We start from the raw sequence: 20,374 nt of genomic DNA, 5'->3' as shown, positions 1-20,374 counted from the left end.
GCCGCACCGCTCACCCCTCCTCCGCCGCGATGCGCCGCCAGGGCAGGATGAAGGTCTCGCCGTCGCGCCTGCCGCTCTCCACGCTCACCCCATAGGCGGCGGCGATGTGCGCCGGGGTCAGCACCTCGTCCGGCGCCCCCAGCGCCAGTAGCCGGGACGCCGCCAGCAGGGCCAGCCGGTCGCAGAAGCGCGCCGCCAGGGTCAGATCGTGCAGCACCACCACCACGGTGGCGCCGCCGCGCGCCACCTGCCGCAGCAGCTCCATCACATGGAGCTGGTGCGCGGGGTCGAGCGCCGCCACCGGCTCGTCCGCCAGCAATACCTGCCCTTCCACCGCCAAGGCGCGGGCCAGCAGCACGCGCCTGCGCTCGCCGCCCGACAGGGTGCCGGTTGCGCGGCCGGCCAGATGCGCCACGTCCGCCGCCGCCATGGCCCGGGCCACCGCCGCGCGGTCGGCGGCCGGCGCGGCGCGATGCGGCAGGCGGCCGAGGGCGACCACATCCTCCACCTTCAGCGGCCAGTGGACGGCGCCGTTCTGGGCGAGATAGGCGACCTGCCGCCCCAGTTCCGCGCGGCCGAGGTCATGGGCCGGGCGCCCGTCGAAACGCACCTGCCCGGCGTGCGGCGCGTCGAGGCCGGCAAGCAGGCGCAGCAATGTGGTCTTGCCCGCGCCATTGGCGCCGAGCAGGCCCAGCACCGCGCCGGGCCGGGCCTCCAGCGTGACGTCCTCCAGCACGGTGCGGGCGCCGCGCGTGGCGGTGAGGCTGGTCGCCGAGAGGATCATTCCGCCTCCCGCCGCAGGCGCCACAGCAAAGCGAGGAAGAAGGGCGCGCCGATCAGCGCGGTGACGACGCCGAGCTTCAGCTCCGGCCTGATCGGCAGCAGGCGCACCGCGCAATCCGCCGCCAAGGTCAGGGCCGCGCCGCCGAAGCCGCTGGCCAGCAGGAGCCGGCCGGGCCGGTGGCCCACCAGCGGGCGCAGCAAATGCGGCACCACGAGGCCGACGAAGCCGATGGCCCCGGCCACCGCCACTGATGCCCCCACCGCCGCCGCCGCGCCGCCGATGGCGGCGAGGCGCAGCCGCCGGAGGTTCACGCCGAGGCTCGCCGCCGTGTCCTCGCCGAGGGTCAGCGCGTCGAGCCCGCGCGCGGTGCGCAGCATCAGCGCCCAGCCGAGCGCCATGAGGGGCAGCGCCAAGGCCACATGGTCGAGGCTGCGGTCGGACAGCGAGCCCATCAGCCAGAACACGATCTCCAGCGTCGCATAGGGGCTGGGCGAGAGGTTGAGCGCCAATGCGGTGAGCGCCCCCGCCAGGCTGTTGAGCGCGACACCGGCGAGGATCAGCAGGCTGGTGCCGGTGCCGGTGCGGGCGAGCGCCAGGAGCAGCGCCGTGGCGATGCCGGCCCCCGCCAGCCCGCCCAGCGGCAGGGCCAAAGCGAACATGTTGGAGAGGCCGGAATAGAAAGCCAGAACCGCCCCCAGCGCCGCCGCGCCGGAGACGCCGACGATGCCGGGATCGGCCAGCGAATTGCGCATCAGCCCCTGCATCACCGCCCCGGTGAGGCCGAGGCTGAAGCCCACGCCCGCCCCCAGCAGCGCGCGCGGCAGGCGCAATTGCAGCAGCACCAGCGCGCCCAGGCTGTCGCGGCCATGGACGAGGTCGGACAGCGCGGCGGGAATGTCGAGCGGGGTGTAGCCGAGGCGCACGGAGGCCGCCAACAGCGCCGCCGTCAGGGCCGCCAGACCGGCCAGCAGCGCGGGATAGGGCAGCCGGCTCATGGCCGCGTCTCCCGCGCGCCGGCGGCGAGGCGCGTGGCGGCATCCGCCAGTTCCGGCCCGGCGCAGGCCCACAGCCGCCCCGGCACCGAGACGCGGCGCGCCTTGAGGTCCGCCAGCGCCGGATGGCGCAGCACCTCCTGCGCCAGCGCGGGCGGCGCGCCGGGCTCCGCGTCGATCACCAGCACGTCCGGCCGGGCGGTGACGATCTCCTCCACGGTGAGCTGGCCCATGCGGTCGGCGGGGTGGCGGCGGGCGAGATTGTCGAGGCCCGCCCGCGCCAACAGCGCGTCCGCCATGGAGCCCGCCCCGGCGGTGAAGCCGTTCGGCCGCACCACCACGGCGGTCGGCGGGGGCTGCGGCGGCGGCGGCAGGCGGGCGAGGCCCGCGAGCAATGCGCCGGCCAGCGCCTCGCCCCGCTCCGGCTCGCCGATGCGGTCGGCGAGCGCGCGGATCTGCGCCGCCGCCGCCTCCGGCGTCTGCGGCACGTCCAGCTCCATCACCGGCACGCCGAGGCGCTTCAGCAGCGCCACGGTGGTGCGGGTGGTGAAGGCGCCGGCGATCACCAGATCCGGCCCCAGCGGCACGATCTCTTCCGCCAGCCCGTGGTTGACGGGGATGCCGCCCACCTGCCCCGCCACGGTGGAGCCGCGCGGGTCGCGGGCGAGATAGGTCAGCGAGGCGATGGCGTCCCTGTCCGCCAGTTGCACCAGCAGTTCGTCGGCGCAGAGGTTCAGCGAGACGATGCGCCGGGGCTTTGCCTGCGCCGCCCCCGCGGCGAGGCTCGCGCCGACCGCGAGAAGACAGAAAACCGTCCGAATGATCATCTGCGGCTCAATAGGTCAGCTTGACGCCGGCATAGGCGCCAAATCCGGTGGCGAGGAAGCCGTTGGGATTCTCGTAGCTCTCGTTCAGCAGGTTGTCGATGCGGCCGAACACGGTGGCATTGGGGTTCAGCGCATAGTTGGCGGCCAGATTGACCACCGTATAGCCCGGCTGGTCCACGTAATCGGAGGTGAAGCGCACGATGTCCCACCAGGCCGAGACATAGACCAGGCTGGCGGACAGCGTCAGCGGGTCGATGGGCCGCCAGTCGGCGGTAAGGCTCACCTTATTGTTGGGCCGCCGCAGCAGCGCGCAGGTGGTGGCGCTGAGCGGGGCGCAGGAGGCGCCGAACGGGGCATCCTCCGGCAGATAGCCCACCGCGTCCGTATAGGTGTAGTCCACCCGCAGGTTCAGCCGCTCGGTCACCGCCACGCCCACGAAGGCCTCCACGCCCTGCGTGGTGGCGCTGGAGACGTTGATGTTCACGTAAGTGGCCGGATCGTAGCTGATGAGGTTGGTGATGTCGTTGTGGAAGTAGGTGGCGCCGAAGGTCACGCGCCCGCCGAACAGCTTCTGCTCGAAGCCCACGTCATAGCCGGTGCTTTCCTCCGGCTTGAGGTCCGCATTGCCGTAATAGGGCGCATAAAGCTGGTAGAGGCTCGGCGCCTTGAAGCCGGTGCCGTAGCTGGCCTTCAGCTTGGTGCCGGTCTCGGGAATGAGGAAGGCGGGCGCGATGCGCCAGGTGGCATGGTCGCCGAAGCTGTCGTCGGCGTCGTTGCGGATATTGGCCGCCAGGAACAGCCGCTCGCCCAGCGCCGACTGAAGCTCGGCATAAGCGGCGGTGTCGCCGGTGGAGGCGGTGAGCGTGGTGTAGGCGGTGCTCGAAGTCATGCTCTCGTTCTTGCGCTCAACACCGAGCAGAAGGTTCTGCCCTGGCGCGAAGGCGAGGTTGGAGCGCAGGTAATAGGTCTGCCGGTCGCCGTCATAGGTGCCGTTAACGGACGCATTCGGACCAACCGTCGGGCGCGAGACGTCGAGCGCGCTCACCCCGAAGGTGGAAACCAGCGCGCCGTCGAGCGCGGTCCACACGCCCTCTCCCTTGGTGAGGAACTGCCGGGCGAAGGATGTGCTGCGCTCCGCCGCCGGGACGCCCTCATAGCTGGGCGCGGGATAGAGATCCGGCGTGTAGCCGAGCTGCGAAGAGGTGTAGCGGGCAACGAAATTCACCGCGAAGGCTTCCGAGAACTGCTGCTCCAGGCGGGTCGAATAGGTCCAGTTGTCATAGGTGTTGGGGTTCAGCGGCCAGCCCGGCGGGGCGATGCTGGCCGGCGTCACCGGCGTGTCGCTGGAGGCGAAATGGGCGATGTTGAAGGCATAGGAGAGCCTGTCGGTGGAACCGCTGACGCCCACCGCCTGGTTGAACGTGCCGAAGGCGCCGCCTTCCACCAGCCCGGTGAAGCGCGCCGGCCCCTCGCCCTTCTTCGTGGTGACGGTGATGACGCCGCCGATGGCGTCCGAGCCGTAGAGGCCGGATTGCGGGCCGCGCAGCACCTCGATGCGCGCCACGTCGGCGGTGAGCAACTGGCCGAAGTCGAAGGCGCCGTTGGGGGTGGAGGGATCGCTCGCCTCGACGCCGTCGATCAGCACCTTCACCTGGTTGGAATTTGTGCCGCGGATGAAGACGGAGGTCTGCCCGCCCGGCCCGCCGGTCTGCACCACGTTGAGGCCCGGCACGGTCTTCAGCGCGTCCGGCACGGTGCGGATCTGCGCCCGCTCCAGATCGGCGGCGGTGATGATTGTCACCGAGCTGGCGACCTCCGCCGCCGGGGTGGGAAGCGCCGTGGCGCTCACCACAACGTCGGGCAAGGCGATGGCATCGTCCTGGGCCAGGGCGCGCTGTGGCGCCCCGGCGAGAAAGCCGGCGAGCGGGACGATGAGAAACGGGGAAGCGGCAATGGAGGAAGAACGCGCGGCAGGAGCGCGGCGGGAACGAGACATGAGACCCTCGGGCGGGACGCCTGTGGCACGTCACCGCGAACGAAGATCCCGCCCCACGCCCCGCCCTTTGCTGGCGGCTCCGGCATCCGGGCGTTCACCACCATCAGGACACCCCGCCCAATGTGCTCGCGTGTGACCACGGACGACGGCAGGTCTCCTGGCTCGCGGGTCGCTGCCCTGTCGTCGCCTTCCCAGGCCGCAAGAGGCCCAGTGGCTGATGACGCAGGACTCGCCGCTTACAGTTGCGGGGGCAGCCGCGGCGTGAGGCGAGGCCAAAGCCCTGCCCGCACCGCGTTCCCTTTTGATCCCTTGCGGGGAACCGTCAGCGCCAAAGCTAGGGGACAGGGCGCCCTCGCGTCAACAGGCCATGCGCCAAAAACACCAGATATTGAGACCGGCAGGCCTGCGACATACTACCGGCTGCATCCCCAGTCCTGCGATTGCGCGGGCTCGCGCCGCCGGCCGGCAGCTTCAATGGTGGGCGTGCTCGCACTTGCCGTGGTCGGCCAGCACCTCGATCACCTTGCATTCGGCGAGGCGGCCGTGGCTGCACCCCTCGATCATCCGCTCCAGCTCCGCCTTCAGCGCGGTGAGGCTGGCGATGCGCTTCTCCACCTCGGCCAGATGCTCGCGCGCCACCGCGTCGGCGGCGCCGCAGGACTGGGTGAGGTCGGACTGCAAGGCCAGCAGGGTGCGGATGCCGGACACCTCGAAGCCCAGCTCGCGGGCATGGCGGATGAAGGCCAGCCGGCGCAGGTCGCTGTCGTCATAGGTGCGCCGGTTGCCCTCGGTGCGCGGCGGCGCGGGCAGCAGGCCGATCTGCTCATAATAGCGGATGGTCGGCACCTTCACGCCGCTGATGCGGGCCGCCTCGCCGATGGTGATGTCGTAGCGCATGGCCGAACTCCTCCCGCCGGATCCTCCAGGCACTGGAGATCATATGGCGTCGCGCGCGGCGGAAGGGAAGCGCGACGGGGGAGACGCGCGCGGGACCGCCGGCGGAAAAAGGCGCTTGCTCCTATAGCGGCTAGAGGAATTACGGCTCTCCCCAAGATCGTGGTGCGAGACCATGGGAGACGAGACATGACCACCGGGACCCTGCCGAGCCGCTTCCGCGTCGAGGAGATGGATTGCGCCTCCTGCGCCACCAAGATCGACACGGCGGTGCGGCGGATGCCCGGCGTCACGGACGTGTCCATCTCGGTCACCGCCGGCACCATGACCGTGCATCATGCGGGCGACGCGGCGCTGGACGGCGCCATTGCCGCCCGCGTCACCACGCTCGGATACCCGACCCGCCCGCTTACCGCCTCGGCGCCCGCGCCGGCGACCCCCGCCCCCTGTTGCGGCGGCCACGGGCATCAGGACCACGGCCACGGCCATGACCACGCCGGCCAGGATCACGCCGGGCACCACCACGCGGGCCATGATCACGCGGGCCATGATCTCGCGGGCTATGACCATTCCGCGCCGGGCCATGCGGATCATGACCATGCCGGCCACGGCCACGCCGCCGAGGCCCCGCCCGCCCCGGCGGCCGCGCCCGCAAGCCGCCCCTGGTGGCGGAGCGGCAAGGGGCGGCTGACGCTGGCCAGCGGCGGCGCGCTCGCCCTCGCCTACGGCCTCGGCCTGCTGGTGCCCGGCCTCCATGCCTGGATCTTCACCGCCGCCATGCTGGTGGGCCTCGTGCCCATCGCCCGCCGCGCGTTCGCCGCCGCGCGCGCCGGCACGCCCTTCTCCATCGAGATGCTGATGAGCGTGGCCGCCGTCGGCGCCGTCGTCATCGGCGCCACCGAGGAGGCGGCCGCCGTGGTGTTCCTGTTCCTCATCGGCGAACTGCTGGAAGGCGTCGCCGCCGGCAAGGCGCGGGCCAGCATCCAGTCGCTGGCGGCGCTGGTGCCGAAGACCGCCCTGCTCGAAGCCGACGGCAAGGCGCGCGAGGTGCCGGCCGAGAGCCTGACGGTCGGCGCCCGCATCCTCGTGCGGCCGGGCGAGCGCATTCCCGCCGACGGCGAGATCCTCTCCGGCGAGAGCCCGATCGACGAGGCCCCGGTCACCGGCGAGAGCACGCCGGTGCGCAAGGGGGCGGGCGCGGCCGTGTTCGCCGGCACGGTGAACGGCGATGCCGCACTGCGCGTGCGCGTCACGGCGGCGGCGCAGGACAACACCATCGCCCGCGTGGTCCGGCTGGTGGAGGAGGCGCAGGAGCGCAAGGCGCCCACCGAGCGCTTCATCGACCGCTTCTCGCGCTATTACACCCCCGCCGTCGTGCTGGTCGCCGCCTTGGTGGCGCTGGTGCCGCCGCTGGCCTTCGGCGGCGCGTGGGACGCCTGGATCTACAAGGGCCTCGCCATCCTCCTGATCGGCTGCCCCTGCGCGCTGGTCATCTCCACCCCCGCCGCCATCGCCGCCAGCCTCTCGGCCGGCGCCCGGCGTGGCCTGCTGATGAAGGGCGGCGCGGTGCTGGAAGCCTTCGGCAAGGTGACCACCGCCGCCTTCGACAAGACCGGCACGCTCACCGCCGGCACGCCGCGCGTCACCGACGTGATCGCCTTCTCGGGCACCGAGGCGGAGACGCTGCGCCTCGCCGCCGCGCTGGAGACCGGCTCCAGCCACCCGCTCGCCAAGGCCATCCTGGAGCAGGCGGAGGCGGAGGGGCTCGACGTGCCCGCCGTCGCCGAGGCGAAGGCGCTGGGCGGCAAGGGCGTCAGCGGCCGGGTGGGGACGGCCGAGGTGTTCCTCGGCTCGCCCCAGGCGGCGGACGACCTCCGGGGGCTCACGGCGGGGCAGCGCGAGGCCGTCGCCCGGCTGAACGACGAAGGCAAGACCGTCTCCGTGCTGGTGGCGGACGGCATCGTCGCCGGCGCCATCGCCCTGCGCGACGAGCCGCGCCCGGACGCGGCGGCGGGGCTGAAGGCGCTGGCGGAGGCCGGCATCCGCACGCTCATGCTCACCGGCGACAACCGCCGCACCGCCGGCGCCATCGGCGCCCGGCTGGGGATCGCGGTGCGGGCCGAGCTGCTGCCGCAGGACAAGCAGCGCATCGTCACCGAGCTCCAGCGGCAGGGCGAGGTGGTGCTGAAGGTGGGCGACGGCATCAACGACGCCCCCGCGCTCGCCGCCGCCGACGTGGGCGTCGCCATGGGCGGGGGCACCGACGTGGCGCTGGAGACGGCGGACGCCGCCATTCTGCACGGCCGGGTCGGCGACGTGGCGGCGCTGGTGGCGCTGTCGAAGCGCACCATGCGCAACATCCGCCAGAACATCACTTTGGCGCTGGGGCTGAAGGCGGTGTTCCTCATCACCACCATCGCCGGCATCACCGGCCTGTGGCCGGCCATCCTGGCCGACACCGGGGCGACCGTGCTGGTGACGCTGAACGCCCTGCGCCTGCTGCGCCCGCCCGCCGTGGCGGCGCCGCGCGCCGGGGACACGGCGGCGGCGTGAGGACTCAGTTGGCCTTCACCCGGTGGCCCGGCATGGCCTCCAGCCGCACATAGAGGGTGGAGCGGGCGATGCCGAGCTTCTTGGCGGCCTTCGACAGATTACCGCCGCAGGCCTCCACCGCCGCGATGATGGCGGCCTCCTCCACCGTGCGCAGCTTGGCCATCCCCTCCGGCGCCGCGCCGGCCTGGGCGCTGGTGAGCTCGGGCGGCAGATCGTCCACGTCCACCACATCGTGCGAGAGGGTGGCGTGCAGCATGTCCACCAGGTTGCGCAGCTCGCGCACATTGCCCGGCCAGGCATAAGCGACGAGCGCCGCCTCGGCGGCGGGGGTGAGGCGTGCCGGGCCGCGGCCCGCCCGCAGCGCGGCGTTGCGGGCGGCATGGTCCCACAGCAGCAGCACGTCGTCGCCGCGCTCGCGCAGCGGCGGCACGCGCAGCCGCAGCGCGGCGATGCGGTAATAGAGGTCGCGGCGGAAGCGGCCGGCGGCCACCTCCTGGGCGAGGTCGCGGTTGGTCATGGAGATGAGGCGCAGGTCCACCGCCCGCCCGGCATGGCTGCCGATGCGGTAGACCACGCCGTCCTCCAGCACCCGCAGCAAATAGGATTGCAATTCCAGCGGCATCTCGCCGATCTCGTCGAGGCACAGCACGCCGCCGTCGGCGGCCTCCACCTTGCCCTGCCGGCCGGCGCTGTCGGCGCCGGTGAAGGCGCCCTTCTCATAGCCGTAGATCTCGCTGGCGATGAGGTCGCGCGGCAGGCCGCCGCAATTCACCGGCACGAACGGCCCGCACGGGGCGCGGGCGCCGTGGATGGCGCGGGCGAACACCTCCTTGCCCACCCCGGTCTCGCCCTCCAGCAGCACCGGCAGCCCGCTGCCGGCCATGCGGCGGGCGGTCTCGCGCGCCTCGCGCAGCGCAGCGCTCTCGCCAATGAGGGCATCGAAGGCCAGGGGCGGCGGATCGGCGGGATGGCGGCGGGCGGCGGCCTTCGTCGCGCGTGGGGCATGCAGCACCAGCACGCCGCCGATCTCCTCGCCGCCGTCGCTGACGATCTCCAGGCTCGCCCCCGGCAGGCATTCGGCGACCCGCCGCGCCCATTGCGCGGGATCGGCGTCGCGCAGCGGCGCGAGGCGGCCGTCGTCCAGCACGGCGGCGTTGCGGCGGGCGATCTCGCGCAGGCTGTTGTCGGTGGAATAGATCAGCCGGCCGGAGCGGCTGAAGGCGACGATCTCCTCGCTCAGCCACAATGAGCGCTTGTTCAGGAAATGCCGCAGCACCCGGTCGTGCTCGCCCGCGATGCGCCGGCCGATGACGCCCTCGATATGGTGCGCCAGCGTCACCGCATGGGCCAGATTCTGCGGGTTGAAGGTGTCGGTGGAGCCGGAAATGTCCACCGTGCCGATCACCCCGCCGTCCTCGGGATGGCGCACCGGGGCGGCGGCGCAGGTCCAGCGCTGCACGGCGGCGCAGAAATGCTCCGCGGCGTGGATCTGCACCGGCTGGCCGGCGATCAGCGCGGTGCCGATGGCATTGGTGCCGATGCCGGCCTCGTGCCACACCCCGCCCTTCTGCAATTTCACCTGGTGGCCGATGTCCACCGCCCGCGCGTCGCCCTCGGTCTCCAATATGGTAGCGCTGGCATCGGTGAGGATGAGCATGGAATTGGCGCCCGCCAGCCAGCTGCGCGCGTCCTCCATGGCGGGACGGGCGGCGGCCAGCAGGCGCATGTTCTGCTGGCGCCTGCGGTGCAGCTCGCCCTCGCTGATGACCGGCGCCTCCGCCCGCGACACCGCGATCTGGTGCTGGCGGGAACGATGCCAGGAGGCGACGACGCCCGGCCGCACCGCGTCCGAAGCCGCGCCGCCCTGCTGGAAGGTTTCCCAGGCCCGTTGGATCTCGCGAAACACCACCGGCGCTGCCTCCGCGGCCGGACGGCACGAACGTTCCCGGAGCGCCTGGCACACAGCGCACGGCCGGGATCGCACCGCCAAGACCGTTGGCCACCGCGCCGGGGATCGCTGGGCGCCTGCGGGGGCTCGCAAGCCCCCCACCCCGCTCCTCGGTGGCTGTTCCTCTCCCAAATGCGTCGAATTCTATGCGCAATACGCCGATCGACTTATCGCCAGAAGATACGCCGCTTGCGACGATCAAAGCAAGTGCATCGGCGCCCCCGCCGAGCTGTCCGGCTGTATTGACCGGACGGCGGACGACACCTGTCCGGTTTCCGGACAGTCCCGCGAAATCAATGGCCGGCCCCGCCATCATCAAGGTCTTGGCTCTACGGGATTTCGCGCCCTGTCCCGCCGCTGGCACGCATCCTGCCACTCCTATCCCGAACCGGCACGCCAACAAGGCCGGTCCAACAGGGAGGACGACACGTGAACGTGCCCGTGGGAATTCTGCGCAATGTCCAGGTGCTCGGCATCGATGCCGGCGGCACCATGACGGACACCTTCTTCGTGGACCAGGACGGCGACTTCGTCGTCGGCAAGGCCCAGTCCACGCCCCAGAACGAGGCCCTCGGCCTCATCGCCTCCAGCGAGGACGGCCTCGGCAGCTGGGGCCTGTCGCTGGCCGACGGCCTGAAGCACCTCCAGACCGGCGTCTATTCCGGCACCGCCATGCTCAACCGCGTGGTCCAGCGCAAGGGGCTGAAGTGCGGCCTCATCGTCAATGCGGGCATGGAGGACTTCCACCGCATGGGCCGGGCCATCCAATGCTACCTCGGCTATGCCTATGAGGACCGCATCCACCTCAACACCCACCGCTACGACCCGCCGCTGGTGCCGCGCAACCTCACCCGCGGGGTGGCCGAGCGCACCGACATGTTCGGCAAGGTGGTCATCCCGCTGCGCGAGGAGACCGCCCGCGCCGCCGCCCGCGACCTGATCGCCGCGGATGTGGAAGGCATCGTCATCAGCCTGCTGCATTCCTACAAGAACCCGGCCCACGAGCGCCGGGTGCGCGACATCGTCACCGAGGAAATCGCCAAGAGCGGCAAGGCGATCCCGGTGTTCGCCTCGGCCGACTACTATCCGGTGCGCAAGGAGACCCACCGCACCAACACCACCATCCTGGAAGGCTATGCGGCCGAGCCCTCGCGGCAGACGCTGAAGAAGATCTCCGACGCCTTCAAGGAGCACGGCACCAAGTTCGACTTCCGCGTCATGGCCACCCATGGCGGCACCATCTCCTGGAAGGCCAAGGAACTGGCCCGCACCATCGTCTCCGGCCCCATCGGCGGCGTCATCGGCGCGAAATATCTCGGCGAGGTGCTGGGCTACAACAACATCGCCTGCTCGGACATCGGCGGCACCTCGTTCGACGTGGCGCTCATCACCCAGGGCGAGCTGACGATCAAGAACGACCCGGACATGGCCCGCCTCGTCCTCTCCCTGCCGCTGGTGGCCATGGACAGCGTGGGCGCCGGGGCCGGCTCCTTCATCCGGCTCGATCCCTACACCAAGGCGATCAAGCTCGGCCCGGATTCGGCCGGCTACCGGGTGGGCGTGTGCTGGAAGGAGAGCGGCATCGAGACCGTCACCATCTCCGACTGCCACATGGTGCTGGGCTATCTCAACCCGGACAACTTCCTCGGCGGCGCGGTGAAGCTGGACCGGCAGCGCTCGGTGGATGCCATCAAGGCCCAGGTGGCCGATCCGCTCGGCCTCTCGGTGGAGGATGCGGCGGCGGGCGTGATCGAGCTCTTGGACAGCGACCTGCGCGACTATCTGCGCTCGATGATCTCGGCCAAGGGCTACAGCCCGCAGAGCTTCGTCTGCTTCTCCTATGGCGGCGCCGGCCCGGTGCACACCTATGGCTATACCGAAGGGCTCGGCTTCGAGGACGTGATCGTGCCCGCCTGGGCCGCCGGCTTCTCCGCCTTCGGCTGCGCGGCGGCGGATTTCGAATATCGCTACGACAAGTCGCTGGACATCAACCTCGCCCCCGACGCGCCGGACGATCTGTCCGAGAAGGCGGCGAAAACCCTCCAGGGGGCGTGGGACGAACTGACCCGCAACGTGCTGGAGGAGTTCAAGCTCAACGGCTACGAGGCCGACCAGGTGACGCTCCAGCCCGGCTACCGCATGCAGTATCGCGGCCAGCTCAACGATCTGGAGATCGAATCCCCGCTGCCCTCCGCCGACACGGCGGAAGACTGGGCCAAGCTGGTGGACGCCTTCAACGCCACCTATGGCCGCGTCTATGCCGCCTCCGCCCGCTCGCCGGAGCTGGGCTATTCGGTCACCGGCGCCATCATGCGCGGCTCGGTGCCGATCCAGAAGCCGAAGATCCCCAAGGAGCCGCTGGAGGGCGAGACCCCGCCCGCCGACGCCTTCCTCGGCACCCGCAAGTTCTACCGCAAGAAGCGCTGGGTGGATGCGCAACTCTACCGGATGGAAAGCCTGCGCCCCGGCAACCGCGTCGCCGGCCCCGCCATCATCGAATCCGACGCCACCACCTTCGTGGTGCCGGACGGCTTCGAAACCTTCCTCGACGGCCACCGCCTCTTCCACCTCAAGGAAGTCTGAGCGCCGCCCTCACTCCACACCCATTCAAGGAAACGCCAAGATGAACATCAATGTCCGGGCCACCGAAACCCAAGGGGCCACGCGCGGCATCGTGCGCGGCGGGGAAACCCTGAAAGAGCATCGCGACCGCCTGATGGAGGCGACCCGCCGCACCAAGCATTATGCGGGCCTCGAAAAGCTGGAGCTGCGCGACACCCAGCCGATCCACTACAACAAGCTGTTCTCCCGGCTGCGGGCCGGCGTGGTGGATGCGCGCGAGACCGCCAAGAAGATCGCCGCCTCGCCCATCGTCGAGCAGGAGGGCGAATTGTGCTTCACCCTCTACAATGCGGCGGGTGACAGCATCCTCACCTCCACCGGCATCATCATCCATGTGGGCACCATGGGTGCGGCGATCAAATACATGATCGAGAACGACTGGGAGAGCAATCCCGGCATCCATGACAAGGATCTGTTCTGCAACAACGATTGCCTGATCGGCAACGTGCATCCCTGCGACATCCATACCATCGTGCCCATCTTCTGGGAGGGCGAACTGATCGGCTGGGTGGGCGGCGTCACCCACGTGATCGACACCGGCTCGGTCGGCCCCGGCTCCATGTCCACCGGGCAGGTGCAGCGCTTCGGCGACGGCTACCAGATCACCTGCCGCAAGGTGGGCGCCAACGACACGCTGTTCCGCGACTGGCTGCACGAGAGCCAGCGCATGGTGCGCACCACGCGCTATTGGATGCTGGACGAACGCACCCGCATCGCCGGCTGCCACATGATCCGCAAGCTGGTGGAGGAAGTGGTCGCCGAGGAGGGTATCGAGGCCTATTGGAAGTTCGCCTATGAGGCGGTGGAGCACGGCCGGCAGGGCTTGCAGAACCGCATCAAGGCCATGACCATTCCCGGCACCTACCGGCAGGTGGGCTTCGTGGACGTGCCTTACGCCCATGAGGACGTGCGGGTGCCCTCCGACTTCGCCAAGCTCGACACCATCATGCATTCGCCCTCGGAGATCACCATCCGCGGCGACGGCACCTGGCGGCTCGACTTCGAGGGCGCCAGCCGCTGGGGCTGGCATACCTACAATGCCCATCAGGTGAGCTTCACCTCCGGCATCTGGGTGATGATGACGCAGACGCTGATCCCGTCCGAGATGATCAATGACGGGGCGGCCTACGGCACCGAGTTCCGCCTGCCCAAGGGCACCTGGATGAACCCGGACGACCGCCGCGTCGCCTTCTCCTACGCCTGGCACTTCCTGGTGTCGTCCTGGACCGCGCTGTGGCGCGGCCTCTCGCGCTCCTATTACGGGCGCGGCTATCTGGAGGAGGTGAACGCGGGCAATGCCAACACCTCCAACTGGCTTCAGGGCGGCGGCTTCAACCAGTATGACGAGATCCATGCGGTGAACTCGTTCGAATGCGCCGCCAACGGCACCGGGGCGACCGCCGTGCACGACGGCCTCTCCCACGCCGCCGCCATCTGGAACCCGGAAGGCGACATGGGCGACATGGAGATCTGGGAACTGGCCGAGCCGCTCGTCTATCTGGGGCGGCAGATCAAGGCCAATTCCGGCGGCGCCGGCAAGTATCGCGGCGGCTGCGGCTTCGAGAGCCTGCGCATGGTCTGGAACGCCAAGGACTGGACCATGTTCTTCATGGGCAACGGCCACATGTCCTCCGACTGGGGGCTGATGGGCGGCTATCCGGCCGCCTCCGGCTATCGCTTCGCCGCCCATGACACCGGGCTGAAGGAACTGATCGCCTCCGGCGCGCCGATCCCGTTCGGCGGCGATACCGACCCGCAGAACCCGGTGTGGGACGCGCTGATGCCCGACGCCAAGATCAAGCGCGACAAGCAGGCGATCACCACCGAGGAGATGTTCAAGGACTACGACCTCTACCTCAACTACATGCGCGGCGGCCCCGGCTTCGGCGATCCGCTCGACCGCGAGCCGCAGAGCGTGGTGGACGACCTGAACGGCGGCTACCTGGTCGAGCGCTTCGCCGCGCAGGTCTATGGCGTGGTGGCGGCGAAGGCGGCGGACGGCGCCTTCACGCTGGACGGCCCGGCGACGGAGGCCCGGCGCGCCGAGATCCGCCGCGAGCGGCTGGCCAAGTCGGTGCCGACGCGCGAGTGGATGAAAAGCGAGCGGGAGAAGATCCTGGCCAAGGAGGCCGGCGACCACGTCAAGCAGATGTTCGCCTCCTCCTTCAAGCTGGGGCCGAAGTTCTTCAAGGACTTCCAGACGTTCTGGGACCTGCCGGAAGACTGGAAGCTGCTGGAGGAGGAGATCGGCGTGCCGCACTACGGCTCGCACTACCACATGGACGTCTCCGAGCTGCCGGACGTGAAGACGGTGCAGTTCGTGGAGCAATAGGCAGGACCGGGCGCTGGCGGGGCTCCCCTGGGAGGCTCCCGCCGGCGCCCTTCGCCCAAATCATCAAAACATCAGGAGGACACCCATGGCCTATACACGCGCCAAGATCGCCGATCTGGTGGACGGCAAGATCGACCACGACACGCTGCACCAGATGCTCTCCACCCCGAAGGATCCGGAGCGCTTCTCGCTCTATCTGGAGATCCTTCAGGAGCGGGTGAGCTGGGACGACAGGATCATCCTGCCGCTCGGCCCCAAGCTCTACATGGTCCAGCGCAAGGACACGAAGGCGTGGAAGATCCGCTGCGAATGCGGCCACGACTTCTGCGGCTGGCGGGAGAACTGGAAGCTGTTCGCCTGCGTCAACGTGCGCGACACGCCGGAGAAGATGGAGGAGATCTATCCGCGCCTGATGACGCCCACCTCCACCTGGCAGGTGCTGCGGGAATATTACTGCCCCAAATGCGCCACCCTGCACGACGTGGAGGCGCCCACCCCCTGGTATCCGGTGATCCGCGACTTCGAGCCGGACATCGACACCTTCTACAAGGACTGGCTCGGCCTGCCGGTGCCCGAGCGCGTAGAGGCCTGAGCGCCGCGCGCGTCGAAGCGATGGCCGGTGCCCTGGGCACCGGCCGTTCGCGTCAGAAGATGGCGGTGTGCGGGACGCCGTCGGCGCCCACCCAGGCGCGGTACATGCCCTCGCTGTTGAACGGCAGCGCAATGGCGCCGGTGCGGTCCACCGCGACCAGCCCGCCGGAGCCGCCGAGGGGCGCCAGCTCGGCGATGATGCCGGAGCTCGCCGTCGCCAGGTCCTGCCCGGCCCAGCGCATGCGGGCGTCGATCTCGTGGCCCACCGCGTAGCGGATGAAATATTCCCCGTGGCCGGTGGCGGAGACGGCGCAGGTGGCGTCGTCCGCGAAGGTGCCGGCGCCGATCACCGGGCTGTCGCCGACCCGGCCGGGCAGCTTGGCCGTCATGCCGCCGGTGGAGGTGGCCGCCGCCAGATGGCCATGGCGATCGAGCGCCACCGCGCCCACCGTGCCGTGCTTGCGGGCGGCGTCGCCGTCATCCGCCGCCCCGCTGGCGCGGCGCTCCAGCTCGCGGGCCAGCGCCTCCTGGCGGGCGGGGGTGAGGAAATAGTCCACCGGCATGATCTCGAGGCCGATCTCGCGGCAGAAGGCGTTCGCGCCGTTGCCTGCCAGCATCACATGCTCGGTCCTTTCCATCACCGCGCGGGCGGCGAGGATGGGGTTGCGCGGGCCGAAGATGCCCGCCACCGCGCCGGCGCGGCGGTCGCGCCCGTCCATGAGGGCGGCGTCCATCTCCTGCGTGCCCGCGCTGGTCAGCACGGCGCCGCGCCCGGCATTGAACAGCGGATCATCCTCCAGCGCCATCACGCTGGCGGTGACCGCGTCGAGCGCCGCGCCGCCCGCCGCCAGCACCGCGCGGCCGGCCGCCAGCGCGGCATTGAGGCCGGCGCGATAGGCCGCTTCGCGCTCCGGCGTCATGCGGGCGCGGCTCATGGTGCCGGCGCCGCCGTGCAGCGCGAGGACGGGGGTGAACTCAGGCATGGCGTCTCCTTACCGCAGCACGGCGGACATGGCGGACAAAGCGGTCATCCAGCCCACCGCCTCGGCCGCGTCGGCGCAGGCGAAGGCGAGCGTGGTGGCGTCCTGGCGGCGGGCGGGCGGCAGCACCGCGCCCTGATCGGCCAGCGCCGGGCTGGCCATCACGAACTCGGCCACGAACGGGCCCTCGATCACGAAGGGGCGCATGGCGCGGATGTCGCGCAGCGCCCGCGTCGCCCCGGCGGCGATGGCCGCGCAGGCCCTCTCCACCGACACCTGCCGGGCGGCGCGATGGCCGAGCGCGGTCTTCACGCAGACCGCCTCCGCCTGCGGGAACAGCGCGCCCGCCTCCGCCGCCAGGCGGTCGTCGCCGGTGACGAGGGCCACCGGCACGCCGAGCAGGCCCGCATAGGCGCCGTAGATGCCGGGCTCGCCCAGCGCCCGGCCGGCGAGCCGCACCTCGCGGAAGGCGAAGCTGTTGGTGGTGTGGGCCAGCACGCCGAAGCTTGAGGCCGCCGCATGGTGGCCCACCAGGAACAGCGCGTCGAAGTCGCCGGTCAGCCCCGCCGCCATGTTGAACCGCTTGGGCTTGCCGAGGATGAGGTCGGCGCGGGCATCCAGCAGCTCGGGCAGGATGTTGGTCATCGGCCCGTGGCTGTCGTTGACCAGCACCTCGCTCGCCCCGCCCGCGAAGGCGCCGGCGATGGCGGCATTGACCTCCTCGGTCATCAGCCGCCGCGCGCGCTCGTATTCCGCATTGCCGGGTTGGCCCTGCTGCGGGGAGACGACGCCCGCCACGCCCTCGATGTCGGCGGAGATGTAGACCTTCATGGAATTGACCTTTGGCTTCGCTCACGCGCCGCGCGGGCTTGAGGCTGTGGCTTCGCTTACACGCCGTTCGGGCTTGGGGGCCCGCCCAGCACATCGGCGAGCGAGGGGCGCATGTGGCCGTCGCGGCCGAGCGTCTTCGGAGCGGCGAGAAGCGCGTTCAGCACCGCCTCCTGCGTGGCATCGGCCGCCGCGCGGAACGCCGCGTCGATGCGGTTCTCGTTCAGCACCACCCGCGCCACGAGGTCGGCGGCCTCGTGATGGGCGATGCGGTGCGCGGTGGAGAAGGCCAGCGCGATGTCGCCCGAGCCGTTGCCCCAGAAGGCGCCGAGCTTCGCCAGCCCGGCGCCGCAGCGCTTGGCGATGCGCTTCAGCTGACGGCTCTCCAGCGGGATGTCGGTGGCCAGCACGATGATCACCGAGCCGCGCTCCGGCGCCTCCGCCGCCGCGAAGTCCGTCCGGCGCAGTTTCGGCACCTCCGGCCGCCGGCCGTCCGGCAGCACCAGGTCCCCCGCCCGGCCGAAATTGGCCAGCACCAGCACGCCCAGCGCATGCTCCCGCCCGTCCAGCGTCAGCACCCGCGAGGCGGTGCCGATGCCGCCCTTGAAGCCGAAGCTGCTCATGCCGGTGCCGGCGCCCACCGCCCCTTCCGCCACCGCGCCGCCCGCCGCCGCGTCGAGCGCCGCATAAGCGTCGTCCACGGTCAGCGCCAGGGCACGGATGTCGGACAGCCAGCCGTCATTGCACTCCAGCACCACGGGGTTCACCGTGCCGGTCTCGCGGCCGATGTCCGGATTGGCCGCCAGCGCCCGGCGCGCCAGGGCCTCGAAGCCGGTGCCCACGGCGAGCGTGTTGCCCAGCAGCAGCGGCGTCTCGATCTGCCCCAGCTCCGCCACCTGGATCAGGCCGCAGCTCTTGCCGAAGCCGTTGATCACCTCCACCGCCGCCGGCAGCTTGTCGCGGAACAGGTCGCCGCCATGCGGCAGCACGGCGGTGAAGCCGGTGCGCACGTCGCCCGCGACCAGCGTGCGGTGGCCGACCGCGACCCCGGGCACGTCGGTGATGGCGTTGAGCGGCCCCGTGGGCAGGGTGCCGCAGATGAGGCCGAAGTCGCGGGCGCGCGCCATCTCAGGCCATCCTGAGCTTGGGGTCGAGCGCGTCGCGCAGGCCGTCGCCGAGCAGGTTGAAGGCCAGCACGGTGACGAAGATGGCGATGCCGGGGAACAGCGTCACGTTGTCGGCCACCCCGATATAGCTGCGCCCGTCCGCCAGCATGGCGCCCCATTCCGGGCTCGGCGGCTGGGCGCCGAGGCCGATGAAGGAGAGGCTCGCGGCGGTGAGGATGGAGGTGCCGATGCGCATGGAGAAATAGACGATGACGTTGGGCAGCGCGCCGGGCAGCAGATGGCGCATCATGATCACCCGGTCCTTCACGCCGATGGCGCGGGCCGCATCCACATAGACCGCCCGCTTGAGCGACAGCGTGGAGCCGCGCGCGAGGCGGGCGAAGATGGGCACCGAGAACACCGCCACCGCATAGATGACGTTGTCGATGCCCGGCCCGAGGATGGCGATGACGCCGATGGCCAGCAGGATGCCGGGGAAAGCGAGCAGCACGTCGCACACCCGCATGATGAGGCTGTCGATCCAGCCGCCGTAATAGCCGGACACCACGCCCAGCGAGACCCCCGCGAGCCCGCCGAGCGAGACCGACAGGAAGCCCACGGCGAGCGAGATGCGGGCGCCGAACAGGATGCGCGAGAACACGTCGCGGCCATAGGCGTCGGTGCCCGCCCAATGGGCCGCGCTCGACCCCTGGAGGATGGCCATGTAGTCCGGCGTCGCCGGATCATAGGGCGCCACCCAGGGGGCGAAGACCGCCACCATCAGCAGCGCGAACAGGAAGGCGCCGGCGATCAGCGCCACCTTCTGGCGGCGGAAGCGGCGCCAGAATTCGCCCAGCGGGGTGCGCACGTGGCCGGCGGCGGCGCCGGGCGCGGGGCCTTGAGCGGGGCCTTGGGCAGGACCTTGGGCGGGGCTCGGCGCGGAAGCGGGGATCGCGGCGGTCATTTGTAGCGGATCTCCGGATTGGCGAAGGCGTAGAGCACGTCAACCGCGAGATTGATGAAGATGAATTCCAGCGAGAACAGAAGGATCTCCGCCTGGATCACCGGATAGTCGCGATAGGAGACGCTATCCACCAGCAGCCGCCCGAGGCCGGGCCAGCTGAACACCGTCTCCACCACGATGGAGCCGCCCAGCAGGAAGCCGAATTGCAGGCCGGTCATGGTGATGACCGGCACCAGCGCGTTGCGCAGCGTGTGCTTCCAGATGACGAAGGCTTCCGGCACGCCCTTGGCCCGCGCGGTGCGCACATAGTCCTCGCGGGCGATCTCCACGAAGGCCGAGCGGGTGAAGCGGGCCATGACGGCGGCCACCCCGAGGCCCAGCGTGAAGGAGGGCATGACGAAATGCGCCCAGGTGCCGTAGCCGCCGGTGGGCAGCCAGCCGAGCCGCACGGAGAACAGGTCGATCAGCAGCAGGCCGAGCCAGAAGGAGGGAAAGGAGATGCCGGAGACGGCGACGATCATGCCGCCGTAATCCTGCCAGCGCCCGCGCTTCACCGCCGACAGCACGCCGATCAGCAGGCCGAAGACGGTGGCCCAGAGCATGGCGAAGACGGTGAGCCAGACGGTGGGCATCAGCCGCTCGCCGATCTCGGTGAGGACCGGACGCCGGGTCTTCAGCGAGATGCCGAAATCCCCCTGCACCGCATTGCCGGCGAAGCGCAGGTATTGTTGCCACAGCGGGCCTTCCAGGCCCAGCGACTGGCGCACCGCCGCCACGTCCTCCTGCGAGGCATCGAGCCCCGCCACCAGCCGCGCCGGGTCTCCCGGCAGCAGATGGACGAAGGCGAACACCACCACGGAGATCGCGAAGATCACCGGGATGATGCCGAGGAGGCGCTTGGCGAGATATTCCAGCATGAGGCCATCCGGCGGGACATGGAGGGCCGGGCGCGGGGCG

General features: G+C 70.7%; 15 protein-coding genes and 1 riboswitch. Of the genes, 4 read left to right on the top strand and 11 right to left on the bottom strand.

Annotation, left to right across the window (positions count from 1 at the left end; genetic code table 11):
• Positions 1 to 10: 10 nt before the first annotated feature.
• The 5 genes from YU1_RS0104425 to YU1_RS0104405 all read right to left on the bottom strand — a co-directional run bounded on the left by YU1_RS0104425 (position 11) and on the right by YU1_RS0104405 (position 5,496).
• The gene (locus tag YU1_RS0104425; protein ID WP_029003027.1) at positions 11 to 784 is read right to left on the bottom strand and encodes an ABC transporter ATP-binding protein; all 774 of its coding nucleotides are present in this window, start codon (positions 782 to 784) and stop codon (positions 11 to 13) included.
• A complete protein-coding gene (locus tag YU1_RS27965; RefSeq protein ID WP_035713841.1) occupies positions 781 to 1,779 on the bottom strand; it encodes a FecCD family ABC transporter permease in 999 nt (332 codons plus the stop codon). Before YU1_RS27965 ends, YU1_RS0104425 begins: the two co-directional genes overlap by 4 nt.
• Complete coding sequence (locus YU1_RS0104415; protein ID WP_029003026.1) at positions 1,776 to 2,603, bottom strand: ABC transporter substrate-binding protein; 828 nt, start codon at positions 2,601 to 2,603, stop codon at positions 1,776 to 1,778. The genes YU1_RS27965 and YU1_RS0104415 overlap by 4 nt, the downstream gene beginning before the upstream one ends.
• A 7-nt stretch (positions 2,604 to 2,610) precedes the next feature.
• A complete protein-coding gene (locus YU1_RS27960) occupies positions 2,611 to 4,599 on the bottom strand; it encodes a TonB-dependent receptor plug domain-containing protein (RefSeq protein WP_035713837.1) in 1,989 nt (662 codons plus the stop codon).
• A 130-nt stretch (positions 4,600 to 4,729) separates the two neighbouring features.
• A riboswitch (cobalamin riboswitch) is annotated at positions 4,730 to 4,938 on the bottom strand.
• 132 nt (positions 4,939 to 5,070) lie between these two features.
• Entirely contained in the window at positions 5,071 to 5,496 is a 426-nt protein-coding gene (locus YU1_RS0104405) for a MerR family transcriptional regulator (RefSeq protein WP_029003025.1), read from the bottom strand.
• A 186-nt stretch (positions 5,497 to 5,682) separates the two neighbouring features.
• On the opposite strand from YU1_RS0104405, the gene YU1_RS0104400 reads away from it, so the two are divergent.
• On the top strand, positions 5,683 to 8,046 hold the full coding sequence (locus YU1_RS0104400; protein WP_029003024.1) for a heavy metal translocating P-type ATPase: 2,364 nt from the start codon (positions 5,683 to 5,685) through the stop codon (positions 8,044 to 8,046).
• A gap of 4 nt (positions 8,047 to 8,050) precedes the next feature.
• On the opposite strand, the gene YU1_RS0104395 is transcribed toward YU1_RS0104400, so the two are convergent.
• On the bottom strand, positions 8,051 to 9,955 hold the full coding sequence (locus tag YU1_RS0104395; RefSeq protein ID WP_035713833.1) for a sigma-54-dependent Fis family transcriptional regulator: 1,905 nt from the start codon (positions 9,953 to 9,955) through the stop codon (positions 8,051 to 8,053).
• A 468-nt stretch (positions 9,956 to 10,423) separates the two neighbouring features.
• Here YU1_RS0104395 and YU1_RS0104390 point away from each other — a divergent pair, with 468 nt between their 5' ends.
• The 3 genes from YU1_RS0104390 (at position 10,424) to YU1_RS0104380 (ending at position 15,540) form a co-directional block, all read left to right on the top strand.
• Positions 10,424 to 12,577: a hydantoinase/oxoprolinase family protein gene (locus tag YU1_RS0104390; RefSeq protein ID WP_029003022.1), complete on the top strand. Its 2,154-nt coding sequence runs from the start codon at positions 10,424 to 10,426 to the stop codon at positions 12,575 to 12,577.
• A gap of 40 nt (positions 12,578 to 12,617) precedes the next feature.
• Positions 12,618 to 14,948, top strand: a complete 2,331-nt coding sequence (locus YU1_RS0104385; protein WP_029003021.1) for a hydantoinase B/oxoprolinase family protein — start codon at positions 12,618 to 12,620, stop codon at positions 14,946 to 14,948.
• An 85-nt stretch (positions 14,949 to 15,033) separates the two neighbouring features.
• On the top strand, positions 15,034 to 15,540 hold the full coding sequence (locus YU1_RS0104380; RefSeq protein WP_029003020.1) for an acetone carboxylase subunit gamma: 507 nt from the start codon (positions 15,034 to 15,036) through the stop codon (positions 15,538 to 15,540).
• Between the two features lie 52 nt (positions 15,541 to 15,592).
• On the opposite strand, the gene YU1_RS0104375 is transcribed toward YU1_RS0104380, so the two are convergent.
• From YU1_RS0104375 to gsiC, 5 genes are read right to left on the bottom strand one after another with little or no spacing between them, the layout of a single operon-like run.
• A complete protein-coding gene (locus tag YU1_RS0104375; protein WP_029003019.1) occupies positions 15,593 to 16,522 on the bottom strand; it encodes an isoaspartyl peptidase/L-asparaginase family protein in 930 nt (309 codons plus the stop codon).
• 9 nt (positions 16,523 to 16,531) lie between these two features.
• Positions 16,532 to 17,350 (bottom strand): M55 family metallopeptidase, encoded by an 819-nt coding sequence (locus tag YU1_RS0104370; RefSeq protein WP_029003018.1) that lies wholly within the window; start codon positions 17,348 to 17,350, stop codon positions 16,532 to 16,534.
• A 56-nt stretch (positions 17,351 to 17,406) separates the two neighbouring features.
• Positions 17,407 to 18,474 (bottom strand): P1 family peptidase, encoded by a 1,068-nt coding sequence (locus YU1_RS27955; RefSeq protein WP_035713830.1) that lies wholly within the window; start codon positions 18,472 to 18,474, stop codon positions 17,407 to 17,409.
• Position 18,475: 1 nt separating this feature from the next.
• Positions 18,476 to 19,417 (bottom strand): ABC transporter permease subunit, encoded by a 942-nt coding sequence (locus YU1_RS27950; RefSeq protein ID WP_084539658.1) that lies wholly within the window; start codon positions 19,415 to 19,417, stop codon positions 18,476 to 18,478.
• A complete protein-coding gene (gene gsiC / locus YU1_RS0104355; protein WP_029003017.1) occupies positions 19,414 to 20,334 on the bottom strand; it encodes a glutathione ABC transporter permease GsiC in 921 nt (306 codons plus the stop codon). The genes YU1_RS27950 and gsiC overlap by 4 nt, the downstream gene beginning before the upstream one ends.
• Positions 20,335 to 20,374: the final 40 nt, after the last annotated feature.

The sequence above is a fragment of the Azorhizobium doebereinerae UFLA1-100 genome, assembly GCF_000473085.1.
GTDB lineage: Bacteria > Pseudomonadota > Alphaproteobacteria > Rhizobiales > Xanthobacteraceae > Azorhizobium > Azorhizobium doebereinerae.
The sequence above is the reverse complement of the archived record's forward strand: the minus strand, read 5'-3'. Positions and strand labels throughout refer to the sequence as shown.

What these genes read in the sequence shown, in the direction of transcription:
- YU1_RS0104425 (WP_029003027.1), bottom strand. Translation starts at nt 784, where the DNA reads ATGATCCTCTCGGCGACCAGCCTCACCGCCACGCGCGGCGCCCGCACC.
- YU1_RS27965 (WP_035713841.1), bottom strand. Translation starts at nt 1,779, where the DNA reads ATGAGCCGGCTGCCCTATCCCGCGCTGCTGGCCGGTCTGGCGGCCCTG.
- YU1_RS0104415 (WP_029003026.1), bottom strand. Translation starts at nt 2,603, where the DNA reads ATGATCATTCGGACGGTTTTCTGTCTTCTCGCGGTCGGCGCGAGCCTC.
- YU1_RS27960 (WP_035713837.1), bottom strand. Translation starts at nt 4,599, where the DNA reads ATGTCTCGTTCCCGCCGCGCTCCTGCCGCGCGTTCTTCCTCCATTGCC.
- YU1_RS0104405 (WP_029003025.1), bottom strand. Translation starts at nt 5,496, where the DNA reads ATGCGCTACGACATCACCATCGGCGAGGCGGCCCGCATCAGCGGCGTG.
- YU1_RS0104400 (WP_029003024.1), top strand. Translation starts at nt 5,683, where the DNA reads ATGACCACCGGGACCCTGCCGAGCCGCTTCCGCGTCGAGGAGATGGAT.
- YU1_RS0104385 (WP_029003021.1), top strand. Translation starts at nt 12,618, where the DNA reads ATGAACATCAATGTCCGGGCCACCGAAACCCAAGGGGCCACGCGCGGC.
- YU1_RS0104380 (WP_029003020.1), top strand. Translation starts at nt 15,034, where the DNA reads ATGGCCTATACACGCGCCAAGATCGCCGATCTGGTGGACGGCAAGATC.
- YU1_RS0104375 (WP_029003019.1), bottom strand. Translation starts at nt 16,522, where the DNA reads ATGCCTGAGTTCACCCCCGTCCTCGCGCTGCACGGCGGCGCCGGCACC.
- YU1_RS0104370 (WP_029003018.1), bottom strand. Translation starts at nt 17,350, where the DNA reads ATGAAGGTCTACATCTCCGCCGACATCGAGGGCGTGGCGGGCGTCGTC.
- YU1_RS27955 (WP_035713830.1), bottom strand. Translation starts at nt 18,474, where the DNA reads ATGGCGCGCGCCCGCGACTTCGGCCTCATCTGCGGCACCCTGCCCACG.
- YU1_RS27950 (WP_084539658.1), bottom strand. Translation starts at nt 19,417, where the DNA reads ATGACCGCCGCGATCCCCGCTTCCGCGCCGAGCCCCGCCCAAGGTCCT.
- gsiC (WP_029003017.1), bottom strand. Translation starts at nt 20,334, where the DNA reads ATGCTGGAATATCTCGCCAAGCGCCTCCTCGGCATCATCCCGGTGATC.